The following is a 13,809-nucleotide window of genomic DNA, read 5'->3' on the forward strand; positions in this document are numbered from 1 at the left end:
TCCGGCCTACAAGGACGTTACACGTAGGCCGGATAAGGCATTTGCGCCGCCATCCGGCGCGTTCACGCATCAGGATCAAACCATGACCACCATCGCCCTTATCGACGACCACCTTATCGTCCGCTCCGGCTTTGCCCAGCTTTTAAACCTCGAACCGGATTTTCAGGTCGTGGCCGAGTTTGGCTCAGGACGCGAGGCGCTGGCGGGCCTGCCGGGGCGCGGGGTGCAGGTCTGTATCTGCGATATCTCAATGCCGGATCTCTCCGGGCTGGAGCTGTTAAGCCAGCTGCCGAAAGGAATGGCGACGATCATGCTCTCGGTCCACGACAGCCCGGCGCTGGTTGAGCAGGCGCTCAACGCGGGGGCGCGCGGGTTTCTCTCTAAACGCTGTAGCCCGGACGAGCTGATTGCCGCCGTGCGTACCGTCTCCACCGGCGGCTGCTACCTGACGCCGGATATTGCCATCAAGCTGGCGGCGGGACGGCAGGATCCGCTCACCAGACGCGAGCGCCAGGTGGCAGAGAAACTTGCCCAGGGCATGTCGGTGAAAGAGATTGCCGTAGAGCTGGGGCTGTCGCCAAAGACCGTTCACGTTCATCGCGCCAACCTGATGGAAAAACTCAACGTCAGTAACGATGTCGAGCTGGCGCGCCGTATGTTTGACAGCTGGCAATGAACTCCCTGTTTTCGCGGCTGATCGCCGTTGTTGCCAGCTTTTTCATCTTCTCCGCCGCGTGGTTCTGTCTGTGGAGTATCAGCCTGCATCTTGTCGAGCGCCCGGAGCTGGCGGTGCTGCTGTTCCCCTTTGGCCTGCGGCTGGGGCTAATGCTGCAATGCCCGCGCGGCTACTGGCCGGTGCTGCTGGGCGCAGAGTGGCTGATGCTGATCTGGCTGGCGCAGGAAGTGGCGTTGGCGCATCTGCCTTTATTGATGACCGGAAGCCTGCTCACGCTTATCCCGGTCGCCCTGATTTCCCGCTACCGTCACCAGCGCGACTGGCGCACGCTGCTGCGTCAGGGTGCGGCGCTGATTGCCGCCGCGCTGTTGCAGTCCCTGCCGTGGGTGGGTGAAAAGGAGGGGCTCAACGCCCTGCTGCTGACCCTCACCGGCGGCCTGACGCTGGCCCCGACCTGCCTTGTGATCTGGCATTACCTTACCAGCACCGTCTGGCAGCCGCTCGGCCCGGCGCTGGTCTCCCAGCCGGTGAACTGGCGCGCCCGGCACCTGATCTGGTATCTGCTGCTGTTTGTGGTGAGCCTGTGGCTCCAGCTTGGTCTCCCCGCTGAATTATCACGCTTCACGCCGTTTTGTCTGGCGCTGCCGATCATCGCCCTTGCCTGGCACTACGGCTGGCAGGGCGCATTGATCGCCACGCTGATGAACGCCATCGCGCTGATTGCCAGCCAGACCTGGCACGATCATCCGGTAGATTTACTGCTTTCCCTGCTGGCCCAGAGCCTGACCGGGTTGCTGCTCGGCGCGGGCATACAGCGCCTGCGCGAGCTGAACCAGTCCCTGCAAAACGAGCTGGCGCGCAACCGCCGTCTGGCGGAGCGTCTGCTGGAGACGGAAGAGAGCGTGCGGCAAGAGGTTGCCCGCGAGCTGCACGACGACATCGGCCAGACCATCACCGCCATCCGTACCCAGGCGGGCATTGTTCAGCGCCTGGCGGCAGAAAACGCGGGCGTGAAGCAGGGCGGGGCGCATATCGAACAGCTTTCGCTGGGCGTCTATGATTCCGTTCGTCGCCTGTTAGGGCGGCTGCGCCCGCGCCAGCTTGACGATCTCTCCCTGGAGCAGGCGGTACGCTCTCTGATGCGCGAGATGGAGCTGGAAAGCCGCGGCATTGTGAGCCATCTCGACTGGCGCATTAGCGAACCTGCGCTGAGCGAAGGCCAGCGCGTAACCCTGTTCCGTGTCTGTCAGGAGGGGCTGAACAATATCGTCAAACATGCCAGTGCCAGCGCGGTCACGATTCAGGGCTGGCAGCAGGACGAGCGCCTGATGCTGGTGATTGAAGACGACGGCTGCGGCCTGCCGCCGGGCTCCGGCCAGCAGGGCTTTGGCCTGGCGGGCATGCGCGAGCGCGTAAAGGCGCTTGGCGGCACGCTGAGCCTCTCCTGCACCCACGGGACGCGCGTCAGCGTCAGTTTGCCGTTAAGGACGCATCATGTTTAAAACCCCCGCCAGCGCCGCCCCGCTAAGCAACAAAGCGGAAATCGACTCCCGCTACCGCTACTGGCGTCGCCATATCCTGATTACCATCTGGCTCGGCTACGCGCTGTTCTACTTTACCCGCAAAAGCTTCAACGCCGCCGCGCCGGAGATCCTCGCGAGCGGCGTGATGACCCGCACCGATATCGGCCTGCTGGCGACGCTGTTTTATATCACCTACGGCCTGTCGAAGTTCTTCTCCGGCATCGTCAGCGATCGCTCCAACGCGCGTTATTTTATGGGCGTCGGGCTGATCGCCACCGGCGTGGTGAATATTCTGTTTGGCTTCTCCACCTCGCTCTGGGCCTTCGCCCTGCTGTGGGCGCTGAACGCCTTTTTCCAGGGCTGGGGCGCGCCGGTCTGCGCCCGCCTGCTGACCGCCTGGTACTCACGCAACGAGCGTGGCGGCTGGTGGGCGATATGGAACACCGCGCATAACGTCGGCGGGGCGCTGATCCCGATGGTGGTGGGTGCCGCGGCGCTGCACTACGGCTGGCGCGCGGGGATGATGATAGCCGGTGGCCTCGCGATTGTCGCCGGGCTGTTCCTCTGCTGGCGCCTGCGCGACAGGCCGCAGACCGTCGGCCTTCCACCGGTGGGCGACTGGCGGCACGACGAGATGGAGATCGCCCAGCAGCAGGAAGGGGCCGGGCTGTCCCGCCAGGAGATCCTCACCAAATACGTGCTGAAAAACCCCTACATCTGGCTGCTGTCGCTCTGCTACGTGCTGGTCTACGTGGTGCGCGCGGCCATCAACGACTGGGGCAATCTGTACATGTCCGAGACGCTCGGCGTGGATCTGGTGACCGCCAACTCGGCGGTGACCATGTTTGAACTGGGCGGGTTTATCGGCGCGCTGGTGGCGGGCTGGGGCTCAGACAAGCTGTTCAACGGCAACCGCGGCCCGATGAACCTGATTTTTGCCGCCGGGATCTTGCTCTCCGTCGGCTCACTATGGTTGATGCCGTTCGCCAGCTACGTGATGCAGGCGGCGTGCTTCTTCACCATCGGATTTTTCGTCTTTGGCCCGCAGATGCTGATCGGCATGGCGGCGGCGGAGTGCTCCCACAAAGAGGCGGCCGGCGCGGCGACGGGCTTTGTCGGGCTGTTTGCCTATCTTGGCGCATCGCTCTCCGGCTGGCCGCTGGCGCGGGTCATCGACATCTGGCACTGGAGTGGCTTCTTCGCGGTGATCGCCATGGCGGCGGGCATCTCCGCCCTGCTTTTACTGCCGTTTTTGCAAGCGCAGGCGCCGCGCGAAGCGTGACGCGCCTCACCTTTTGCTGCCGAGACGCGCAAAACTAAGAAATTTTCCCGGTTTCACCTGGACGCTGTCTCAGGCATCTCTCCTGGCTGGTTTTTACAATGCTGCAAAAATCAGCTCAGGAGTAAACCAACCATGCTGGCCTTCTTAAACCAGGTGCGCAAGCCGACCCTGGATCTGCCGCTCGACGTGCGGCGCAAGATGTGGTTCAAACCGTTCATGCAGTCCTATCTGGTGGTCTTCATCGGCTACCTGACCATGTATCTGATCCGCAAAAACTTTAACATCGCGCAGAACGACATGATCTCGACCTACGGGCTGAGCATGACGCAGCTGGGGATGATTGGCCTGGGCTTCTCCATTACGTACGGCGTGGGGAAAACCGTTGTCTCGTACTATGCAGACGGCAAAAACACCAAGCAGTTCCTGCCGTTTATGCTGATCCTCTCCGCCATCTGTATGCTCGGCTTCAGCGCCAGCATGGGCGCGGGTTCCGTTAGCCTGTTCCTGATGATCGCCTTCTACGCCCTGAGCGGTTTCTTCCAGAGTACCGGCGGGTCGTGCAGCTATTCCACCATTACCAAATGGACCCCGCGCCGCAAGCGTGGTTCCTACCTCGGCATGTGGAACATCTCCCACAACCTCGGCGGGGCGGGCGCGGCTGGCGTAGCGCTGTTCGGCGCAAACTACCTGTTCGACGGCCATGTGATCGGCATGTTTATCTTCCCGTCGATTATCGCCCTGATCGTCGGTTTTATCGGCCTTCGCTACGGCAGCGACTCCCCGGAATCGTACGGCCTCGGCAAAGCCGAAGAGCTGTTCGGCGAGGAGATCAGCGAAGAGGACAAAGAGACCGAAGAGAACGAGATGACCAAATGGCAGATCTTTGTTGAGTACGTGCTGAAAAACAAAGTGATTTGGCTGCTCTGCTTCTCAAACATCTTCCTCTACGTGGTGCGTATCGGCATTGACCAGTGGTCAACCGTGTATGCTTTCCAGGAGCTGAAGCTTTCTAAAGAGGTGGCGATTCAGGGCTTCACCCTGTTCGAAGTGGGCGCGCTGGTCGGCACGCTGCTGTGGGGCTGGCTCTCCGACCTCGCCAACGGCCGTCGCGCGCTGGTGGCCTGCATCGCGCTGGCGTTGATTATCGCCACCCTCGGCGTCTACCAGCACGCCAGCAACCAGTACGTTTACCTCGCATCCCTGTTCGCGCTCGGCTTCCTGGTGTTTGGCCCTCAGCTGCTGATTGGCGTGGCGGCCGTAGGGTTCGTGCCGAAAAAAGCGATCGGCGCCGCCGATGGGATTAAAGGCACCTTCGCCTACCTGATCGGCGACAGCTTCGCCAAGCTGGGCCTGGGGATGATCGCCGACGGCACGCCGATTTTCGGCCTCACCGGCTGGGCGGGCACCTTCGCGGCGCTGGATGCGGCAGCGATCGGCTGTATCGTCCTGATGGCGATGGTCGCGGTGCTGGAAGAACGTAAAATTCGCCGTGAAAATCGCGCGCAGAAATTAAAAACAGCCTGAGTGTGCAGGTAACTTCTTTGCCCGGTGTGTGATGCCGGGCTTTTTTATTTGCACGCCACACCTTTACCCCGCTTTACACACTCACCCTTCTCCATGCTCTACAGTGTTTTTGCTGCCGCCTTTCGTGCAGCCTTAGCCCCTTTTGCTAACGGAGAGCTTGCATGTTAACCCGACGATTGTCCTGCCTGGCGCTGCTGATGGCGCTGGCCTCCCCCGCAATGGCCGCGAATGCACCTACCTACGGCGAGAAGCTGGAAGGTTTTGACTACGGCTGGCCGGTAAAACACTTTACCTTTACCTCGCAGAACCAGCCTCTGGATATGGCTTACCTGGACGTGAAGCCGGAAAAACCCAACGGCCGCACCGCGGTGCTGATGCACGGCAAAAACTTCTGCGCCGGTACCTGGGACGGCACGATCCGCACGCTTTCAGCCAGCGGGTATCGCGTGATCGCACCCGACCAGATCGGCTTCTGCAAATCCACCAAGCCGGAGCATTATCAGTACACCTTCCAGCAGCTGGCGGATAACACCCACGCGCTGCTGAAAACGCTGGGCGTCGATCGCGTCACGGTTATCGGCCACTCGACCGGCGGCATGCTGGCGACCCGCTACGCGCTGATGTGGCCGCAGCAGGTGGAGCAGCTGGTGATGGTCAACCCGATAGGCCTGGAGGACTGGAAAGCGCGCGGCGTGCCGCATATTACGGTCGACCAGTGGTACCAGCGCGAGCTGAAGGTCAGCGCCGACGGCATTCGTCAGTACGAGAAAAATACCTACTATGCCGGAGAGTGGAAGCCGGAATACGAACGCTGGGTGACCATGCTCGCCGGGCTGAACAACGGGCCGGGAAAAGAACGTGTGGCCTGGAACTCGGCGCTGCTCTACGACATGATCTACACCCAGCCGGTGATCTACGAATTTAGCGAACTCAGCATGCCGGTATTATTGATGATCGGCACGAAGGACAACACCGCCATCGGGAAAGATCTCGCCCCGCCTGAGATCCGCAAAACGCTCGGCAACTATGCGGTGCTGGGAAAGGGGACGGCGAAGCGCATCCCGCACGCTACGCTGGTGGAATTTAACGACATGGGCCACGCGCCCCAGATGCAGGATCCTGAGCGCTTCCACGAGGCGCTGCTTAAGGGGCTTCAGGCCCGCTGACTGGTTTGCAGCAACAGCCCGCGCAGCCACGCCTGCGCGGGATTGCGGTGCGTTCTGCCGTGCCAGGCCATGCTCTTGGTAAAGCCTGGCACGGGAACTGGCGTCTCGCAGATGAACATCCCCGTCTGATTTTCCGCGATGCGTGACGGCACGACGGCAATCATATCGCTGAGGGCCAGCACGTCCGGCAGAACCAAAAAGTGGCTCACCGAGAGCCCCACGTGCCGCGTCCGGCCAATTTTCTCCAGCGCGCTATCGGTTACCCCGCGAAAGCCGTCTCCCTCGTAAGAAACCAGCACATGCTCAAGGGCGCAAAATCGGTCTAACGTCATTGGCTCTCCGGCGTTTGGATGATCGGCGCGCATCATGCATACGTACCGTTCATCATAAAGCGCACGGCTGTGAAGCTCTTCGGGCGTGGTGTGGGGGGTGATAAGCGCTACGTCAATAGCGCCCTGCTCAAGCTGGCTGACAAGGCTACCGGGGGTAACGGGCACCACGCGCACGCGTATGCCAGGCGCCTGTGTTTTAAGGGCGGCGATAAACGGCACAACAACCGCCCGAAGTGCATAATCCGTAGCGGCAAGAGTAAAGGTGAGGCGAGCGGTATTTGGGGCAAAGGCAACGGGCTGAAGCAGCACGTCGATATCCGCGAGAATGCGCTTCACCGGAGCGGCCAGCGCTTCCGCGCGCGTGGTTGGCACCATGCCGTGCGGGGCGCGGATAAAGAGCGGATCGTCGAAGTAGTCCCGCAGGCGGTTGAGCATGCCGCTCACGGCGGGCTGGGTCAGAGCAAGACGCGCCGCCGCGCGGGTGACGCTGCGTTCATCCAGCAGAGCGTCAAGCGTTTTCAGCAGGTTTAGATCCAGCGTGCGCAGATCCGCTTTCATGATGTTTTGCTACCTCTTTTCCGTTCACTATTATGGCGCTGCCCGCTGTCGACGCGTTGCGTTTCCCGCTATGATGGGCGGCTAGTCTAAGGAGAACGCATGGTCTGGATAATGCTGGCAACGCTTGCCGTGGTGTTTGTAGTTGGGTTTCGTGTCCTGACCTCGGATTCCCGCCGCGCCATCAAACGCTTGAGCGAACGGCTGGGTATCACCCCGATGCCGGTAGAATCGATGATCGACCAGTTCGGTAAAACGCCGGGCAATGAGTTTATCCGCTACCTTGAGCGCCCAGACGAAGCGCACCTGCAAAACGCCGCCCAGGTCCTGCTTATCTGGCAGGTCTGCATCGTCGACGGTAGCGAAGAGAATCTGCATACCTGGCACCGCATGCTGCGTAAAGCCCGCCTGGCCGCACCGATCACCGATGCGCAAATCCGCCTCGCGCTCGGCTTCATGCGCGAGATAGAGCCCGATCCGCAGGAGCTTGACGCCTTCCAGCTGCGCTATAACCAGCTTTTCCTCCCGGAAGAGGGCGTGTTTTATCTGCACTGATATCATGAAACGTGATGAAGAGTATAAAGCATCGTCATTAGATTTATATCTGCCGCAGGCGCACCATCACTTCATCCACTCGCTGATGAGGTGAACCATGAAACAATCCGCCATTATCTGGCCAAACGACTACCTGCCAGGCACAACCGATAACTTTGCATCCAACGAAATCATCGTCGCCGGGCTGAGCGCAAAAGAGATTTGGGCGCAGCTTAACGACACTACCCTGTGGCCGAACTACTACAGCAACGCCGAAGATATTCGTTTTCACGACGGCAGCGGTCCGGAACTGAGCGCCAACGCCCGCTTCCGCTTTACGACCTTTGGCTTCCCGGTTGAGGCGCAGGTCACGGAGTATGTTCCGCCCGTTGACGGCGAAGCCGCACGGATCGCCTGGCACGGCTGGGTGGAGGGCGATGCCAGCTCGCGTCTGGATGTGATCCACGCCTGGCTGTTTGAAGACTTGCCGGGAAACCGCGTCCGTATTCTGACTCAGGAGTCGCAGAAAGGCGTTCCTGCACAGGAACTTGCTCGCACCGTGCCGAATCCGATGATCAACGGGCACCAGGAGTGGATCGTTGGGCTGGCGAATGCAGCGATGCAAGAAAAGTTGTCGAAACGTTAAATTCGTCACACTTTTGATGATAAACTGCGCGACTTTTCCGCACGTTTTTATCTTCAGGTGATGCCATGACAGAACATACCCAGCCCACGACCACACCGCAGACCAAAGAGGTGTCGCGCCCCAACTGGTCGGCGGTTTTCTCCGTGGCGTTCTGCGTCGCCTGCCTGATCACCGTTGAGTTTCTACCGGTGAGCCTGCTGACGCCGATGGCGCAGGATCTGGGCATTTCCGAGGGCGTGGCGGGGCAGTCCGTTACCGTCACCGCGTTTGTGGCGATGTTCGCCAGCCTGTTTATCACTCAGGCGATCGGCACCATCGACCGTCGCAAGGTGGTTATTCTGTTCAGCGTGCTGCTGACGCTCTCCTGCCTGCTGGTCTCTTTCGCTGAAAGCTTCACCCTGCTGCTGCTCGGCCGTGCCTGCCTGGGGCTGGGATTAGGCGGCTTCTGGGCGATGTCCGCCTCGCTGACCATGCGCCTGGTGCCCGCGCGTACGGTGCCGAAGGCCCTGTCCGTCATCTTCGGCGCGGTCTCCATCGCGCTGGTGATTGCCGCGCCGCTGGGCAGCTTCCTCGGCGGGATTATTGGCTGGCGTAACGTCTTTAACGCGGCGGCGGTGATGGGCGTGCTGTGCATTATCTGGGTGTGGAAGGCGCTGCCGTCCCTGCCGGGTGAGGCGGCGCACCACAAACAGAACATGTTCGCGCTGCTGAAACGTCCGGGCGTGCTGGCGGGGATGACCGCCATCTTCATGGCCTTTGCCGGGCAGTTTGCTTTCTTCACCTATATCCGCCCGGTGTATATGACCATGGCGGGCTTTGACGTGGACGGCCTGACGCTGGTGCTCCTGAGCTTCGGTATCGCCAGTTTTGTCGGCACCTCACTGTCGTCTCAGTTCCTGAAGCGCTCCCTGAAGGTGGCGCTGGCGGGTGCCCCGCTGGTGCTGGCGATCAGCGCCGCGGTGCTGGTGTTGTGGGGTAGCGATAAGTGGGTGGCTTCGGCGATCGCGATTATCTGGGGCTTTGCCTTTGCGCTGGTGCCGGTGGGCTGGTCGACGTGGATCACCCGCTCGCTTGCCGATCAGGCGGAAAAAGCCGGGTCGATTCAGGTAGCGGTGATCCAGCTGGCGAACACCTGCGGCGCGGCGGTGGGCGGCGTAGCGCTCGACCATCTGGGGCTGACGTCACCGCTGGTGATTTCCGGCACGCTGATGCTGCTGACGGCGCTGCTGGTGGCGGGGAAGGTTAAGGCGAAGTAGTGCTTTTCTCCCTCTCCCGTGGGAGAGGGTTGGGGTGAGGGCATCAGGCTACGCCGATGCCTTAACCCTTCTGCGTGAATCCATCGAAATCAACACCACCGACGACACAATCAACAGCGTCCCCAGCCAGTCCGGCAGGGTGAATGCCACCCCCAGCAACACCACCGACAGCAGCGCGCTGCTCAGCGGTTCGGCGCAGCTCAGAATGCTCGCTTTCGGCCCGCCGATCATCTGTGCGCCTTTCAGATACAGGCTGAACGTCAGCGCGGTGCCAATCACCACCAGGTAGAAAAACGCCAGCAGCAGGCCGCCGTCGATCACAAAGGTGGTGCCGCGTCCGGCGTAGAACGGCGTCAGCATTAATCCCGCAATCAACATACTCCAGCCGACAATCGGCAGCGTGCCGTAGCGGGCTATAAGCGTTGATGGATAGGTGGTGTAAAACGCCGCGGCAAACGCTGAGGCGATACCGAAGAACAGCGCGGCAGGCGAGATGGAGAGCGACGTCGGGTCGCCGTGGGTGACCAGCAGGAAGGTACCCACAAGCGACGTGAAAATCGCGGATAAGACAAATATGCCGGGACGCGTTTTCCGCGCCAGCGCAAACCATGCCACGATAATGGTCGGCGACAGAAACTGGAGCACGGTGGCCGTCGCAGCGTTGGATTTTTCAATCGTCAGCAGGAAGGTGAGCTGCACGGTGAGCGCGCCAACCAGCGAGAAAAACAGCAGGCTGAGGGCGTCTTTGCGGTTTTTGATGACCGAGAAAATCTTGTCGCCGTGAACGAAGGAGAGCGTCAACAGGATCACGCCGGTAAACAGCAGACGAACCATGGTCAGGTAAGGCGAAGAAATGTGGCTTTTCTCCATGATGTACTGCGCGCAAACCCCGGAACTGCCCCATAAAACGGCGGCGATCAGGACGTTGAGCATCCCTTTGCGTGTGGAACCCATGTTCTCCCCTGTTATGTTGTCGTTAATTCGGTCAACAGCATAGCATGGTTGTGTGCGGCCTGATGCCCTCACCCCGGCCCTCTCCCACGGGGAGAGGGAGCGAACACTAAAAACGGCAACTTTCGTTGCCGTTTTGCTTTTACTTTAGAACCACGCCTCCCACATCGCGCCGACGTTGAAGTCGTCCAGCGTCTCATCTTTGGTGTTGTTCACGCGCGCGGTGCGTTCGTTATCCACCTTGCCGCCGGTCACGTAGAAGCGCAGCATCGGGCGGAACTCCGGCCCCATGGCGATAGACATGTTCTGCGACAGGGTCAGCTTCCAGCCCTTGTTGTCGCCGCCGTTGTCGTAATCCACGTGCTGCCAGCCCGCTTCCAGCCAGGTGGAGTGAACGTCGTTCCACCAGTGCATCGGGCGCACGATGGCATTGTAGTTCTTGCGGTTGTCGGTCTTATCGCGGCTATTGTCGTAATCGTGGAAGGCGAGGATGTACTCCACCTGCGTCGCCTGGGTGAATTTGTACAGCCCTTCGAAGCTGGCGTAGACCGTGGTCAGGTCTTCGGTTTTATTGAACACGCTGTTGTCCGAATTATCGGAGTAGCGGGCGATCACCTTGTTCACGCCGCTGTCGTTTGTGTGGCTCAGCACCACGCCACCCTGCCAGGCGTTAAGACGCTCGTCGCTCTCTACCGCTTTTGAATCAAAGCCGTAGTTGGCGTACAGCTCCAGATCCAGCGGACCGAGCTTCATGCCGTGGATTTTAGAGGTGGCCGCGTAGTTACCTTTGTCGCCCGTGCCGGACCCGCCGGTACAGGTGATGCGTGACGGGTTCGCTTCGTCTTCCATCACTTCCGGGCTACAGGATTCCACTGCCGCCACGGCAGCGACGTCAAACTGCACGCCGCCGATATCGAAGTTCTTCACCCCGGCGCCCTGGCCGTCGTGGTTCATCCAGAAGTAATCGTTGATACCCTGCTGCGGACGCTGGTGGAAGTCGCGACCGGCCCAGAAATAGGCGTTCGGGTTGGAGGCCATAATGTTGGTCACCCCCGCGTAGGCCTTTTTCAGGTTAACTTCGTCGCCCCAGTGGTCGATCATCACGTTGATGTCCCAGATGGCGCCGTTTTCGCCCTTGAAAGCTTTGGAGAGCTGGAACTCGCCGCCGTTGCCTTCGTTACCCAGACGACCGATCGCGGACGCGCCGTTGTAGGAGCCATCGACAGCCACGTATTTCTGATCGGCAGCCTGGAAGTGCGCGCCGTAGCGGGCGTAGCCGGTAAATTTAACCCCGAACGGGATCGCCATATCCGGGGATTGCGCCGCGCTCTGCGGCTCGGTCACCACGTCCGCTTTTTTCGCGACCGCCGCATCCATTTTAGCCTGACGCTCGGCCAGGGCTTTATCCACCGCTTTCGCCACAATGGCGTCGATTTGCTCCTGAGTGAATTCCTGAGCGAGGACGGAAATTGGGCAAAGCGCGGCGATAACCGCCATGGTTAATGGAAGTTTTTTAATCGTATTCATGGTTATCTCAATATAGTTTAATTTTATTCAGACAATAACCATCCCGCTCCGATCTGACAGAATATGTCGCTATCATCAGAACAAGTGGATTTCTAGTTTTAGGTACAGAGGTATTACATTAAATTATTTCGCCATAGACTATCTCTGATATAAATGAATAATCTCTTCAGATAATTCACGCGCTAATAGCGAATTCATTAAATGATCCTGCGCGTGCACCATAATTAATGTCATCGGCTGGCGGGCTTCGCCCGCGTCCTGCTCAATCAGTTTGGTCTGCATCTTGTGCGCCTGGCGCGCGTAGCCGTCGGCTTCGCGCAGCAGGCTTTTGGCCTCGTCAAGGTTGCCCTGGCGCGCCGCGTGCAGGGCTTCAAAGCACAGGCTGCGGGACTGCCCGGCGTTGACGATAATTTCCATTACGGCTTCTTCTAGTGCGATCATTATCTTTACTCTTTATCAAAACTATTATTTAAGGCGGTGGCGGCAAACCACTCTCCGCTTTTTTTAATGGTGCGCTGCTGCGTCTCTACATCGAGCTGAATAAAACCGTAGCGGTTTTTATACGCATTACACCACGACCAGTTATCAATAAACGTCCACATATGGTAGCCAAGGCAATTGCAGCCTTCGCTAATACCTTTGTGCAGCCACGATAAATGCTCAGAAATAAAATCAATGCGGTATTGATCGTTAATCTGGCCATTTTCAATAAAACGTTGCTCGTTTTCGACGCCCATGCCGTTTTCAGAAATAAAGCAGCGGGGGTTGCCGTAATTGTCGCGCAGGTTAACCAGAATATCGTAAATACCCGGCTCGTAGATTTCCCAGCCGCGGTACGGATTCATCTTGCGGCCCGGCATCTCGTAATTATCAAAGAACCACTCCGGCATAAACGGCGCCTGCGGGTTCACCGCGCTGTCGCGACACTTCACGCGACGCGGCTGATAGTAGTTAATGCCGAGCAGGTCGATTTTCCCTTCCGCAATCAGGAAGCCGTCTTCCGGCTTGCAGGCGGGCAGCTGATCGTAAGATTTCAGCAATGCCACCAGGTCGGCCGGATACTCCCCGCGCAGCACCGGGTCGAGGAAGCTGCGGTTAAACATTAAATCCGCAATGTGCGCCGCCTTCACGTCTGCCGGGTTCTGCGAACGCGGATACGACGGCGTCAGGTTCAGCACGATGCCGATCTCCCCCGCGTAGTGCCCGGCGCGGTAGGCCTGAACCGCCTTCGCATGGGCCAGCACGGTGTGATACGCCACGGTGGCCGCCCGGCGGAAATCCACTACGTTGGGGTAGTGGAAGTCGTACAGATAACCGCCTTCCACCGGAACAATCGGCTCGTTGAAGGTAAACCAGTGCAGCACGCGGTCGCCGAACAGCTCGAAGCATATCTGCGCATAGCGGGCGTACGCGTCCACTACGTCACGGTTTTCCCAGCCGCCAATTTCCTGCATCGCCATCGGCATGTCGAAATGGAACAGGGTGATAAACGGCGTGATGCCCTGTTCATTCAGCTCATCAATGACCTGATTATAAAAATCGACCGCGTCCGGGTTCACTTCACCGATACCGTCGGGGATCAGGCGCGCCCAGCTAATCGAGGTACGAAAGCTGTTGTGGTTCAGCTGTTTTAACAGCTGAATGTCCGTTTTCCAGTGCTGATAAAACGTGGAGGTGTGCTGCGGCCCCACGCCGTTGTGAAAACGGTTCGGCTCGCGGGCAAACCAGTAGTCCCACGTGGTTTCACCCTCTCGTGTCCCTTCCGTCTGGAGAGCGGAGCTTGCGCTGCCCCACCAGAAGTTATCGGGAAATGCGTATTTCATGACCCTTCCTCTTT

The 13,809-nt window shown here is 59.5% G+C and carries 13 protein-coding genes; 8 read left to right on the forward strand and 5 right to left on the reverse strand.

The genetic code is table 11. The features are described from left to right. Positions 1-82: 82 nt before the first annotated feature. The 5 genes from uhpA (at position 83) to ACOTX4_RS15670 (ending at position 6,171) form a co-directional block, all read left to right on the forward strand. Positions 83-676, forward strand: a complete 594-nt coding sequence (uhpA, locus tag ACOTX4_RS15650) for a transcriptional regulator UhpA (RefSeq protein WP_003861054.1) — start codon at positions 83-85, stop codon at positions 674-676. Beyond that, entirely contained in the window at positions 673-2,178 is a 1,506-nt protein-coding gene (uhpB, locus tag ACOTX4_RS15655) for a signal transduction histidine-protein kinase/phosphatase UhpB (protein ID WP_045332994.1), read from the forward strand. The genes uhpA and uhpB overlap by 4 nt, the downstream gene beginning before the upstream one ends. Next, complete coding sequence (locus tag ACOTX4_RS15660; RefSeq protein ID WP_045332993.1) at positions 2,171-3,481, forward strand: MFS transporter; 1,311 nt, start codon at positions 2,171-2,173, stop codon at positions 3,479-3,481. The genes uhpB and ACOTX4_RS15660 overlap by 8 nt, the downstream gene beginning before the upstream one ends. A gap of 132 nt (positions 3,482-3,613) precedes the next feature. Next, a complete protein-coding gene (uhpT, locus tag ACOTX4_RS15665; RefSeq protein ID WP_003861048.1) occupies positions 3,614-5,005 on the forward strand; it encodes a hexose-6-phosphate:phosphate antiporter in 1,392 nt (463 codons plus the stop codon). Between the two features lie 161 nt (positions 5,006-5,166). Then, positions 5,167-6,171, forward strand: coding sequence for an alpha/beta fold hydrolase (locus ACOTX4_RS15670; RefSeq protein WP_045332992.1), 1,005 nt, complete (start codon positions 5,167-5,169; stop codon positions 6,169-6,171). Here ACOTX4_RS15670 and ACOTX4_RS15675 read toward each other — a convergent pair. Further along, on the reverse strand, positions 6,159-7,061 hold the full coding sequence (locus tag ACOTX4_RS15675; RefSeq protein WP_045332991.1) for a LysR family transcriptional regulator: 903 nt from the start codon (positions 7,059-7,061) through the stop codon (positions 6,159-6,161). The two genes, ACOTX4_RS15670 and ACOTX4_RS15675, sit on opposite strands and share 13 nt — an antisense overlap. Before the next feature lie 99 nt (positions 7,062-7,160). On the opposite strand from ACOTX4_RS15675, the gene ACOTX4_RS15680 reads away from it, so the two are divergent. From ACOTX4_RS15680 to nepI, 3 genes are all read left to right on the forward strand, one after another. Further along, the gene (locus tag ACOTX4_RS15680) at positions 7,161-7,613 is read left to right on the forward strand and encodes a DUF1198 domain-containing protein (protein ID WP_003861042.1); all 453 of its coding nucleotides are present in this window, start codon (positions 7,161-7,163) and stop codon (positions 7,611-7,613) included. A 97-nt stretch (positions 7,614-7,710) separates the two neighbouring features. Next, entirely contained in the window at positions 7,711-8,238 is a 528-nt protein-coding gene (locus tag ACOTX4_RS15685; RefSeq protein WP_003861040.1) for an SRPBCC domain-containing protein, read from the forward strand. 65 nt (positions 8,239-8,303) lie between these two features. Further along, complete coding sequence (gene nepI / locus ACOTX4_RS15690) at positions 8,304-9,494, forward strand: purine ribonucleoside efflux pump NepI (RefSeq protein WP_023326393.1); 1,191 nt, start codon at positions 8,304-8,306, stop codon at positions 9,492-9,494. A 48-nt stretch (positions 9,495-9,542) separates the two neighbouring features. On the opposite strand, the gene ACOTX4_RS15695 is transcribed toward nepI, so the two are convergent. The 4 genes from ACOTX4_RS15695 to ACOTX4_RS15710 all read right to left on the reverse strand — a co-directional run bounded on the left by ACOTX4_RS15695 (position 9,543) and on the right by ACOTX4_RS15710 (position 13,795). Next, positions 9,543-10,448 carry an EamA family transporter gene (locus tag ACOTX4_RS15695; RefSeq protein WP_023315096.1) on the reverse strand — a complete coding sequence of 302 codons (906 nt, stop codon included), beginning with the start codon at positions 10,446-10,448 and terminating at the stop codon, positions 9,543-9,545. A 144-nt stretch (positions 10,449-10,592) separates the two neighbouring features. Next, positions 10,593-11,972 (reverse strand): carbohydrate porin, encoded by a 1,380-nt coding sequence (locus ACOTX4_RS15700; protein WP_022650103.1) that lies wholly within the window; start codon positions 11,970-11,972, stop codon positions 10,593-10,595. 138 nt (positions 11,973-12,110) lie between these two features. Then, on the reverse strand, positions 12,111-12,413 hold the full coding sequence (locus tag ACOTX4_RS15705; protein WP_014168006.1) for a PTS lactose/cellobiose transporter subunit IIA: 303 nt from the start codon (positions 12,411-12,413) through the stop codon (positions 12,111-12,113). Positions 12,414-12,418: 5 nt separating this feature from the next. Continuing rightward, positions 12,419-13,795, reverse strand: a complete 1,377-nt coding sequence (locus ACOTX4_RS15710) for a glycoside hydrolase family 1 protein (protein ID WP_045332990.1) — start codon at positions 13,793-13,795, stop codon at positions 12,419-12,421. Between the last annotated feature and the right edge of the window lie 14 nt (positions 13,796-13,809).

This window comes from Enterobacter cloacae complex sp. IR5459, assembly GCF_049238005.1.
Lineage (GTDB): Bacteria > Pseudomonadota > Gammaproteobacteria > Enterobacterales > Enterobacteriaceae > Enterobacter > Enterobacter hormaechei_C.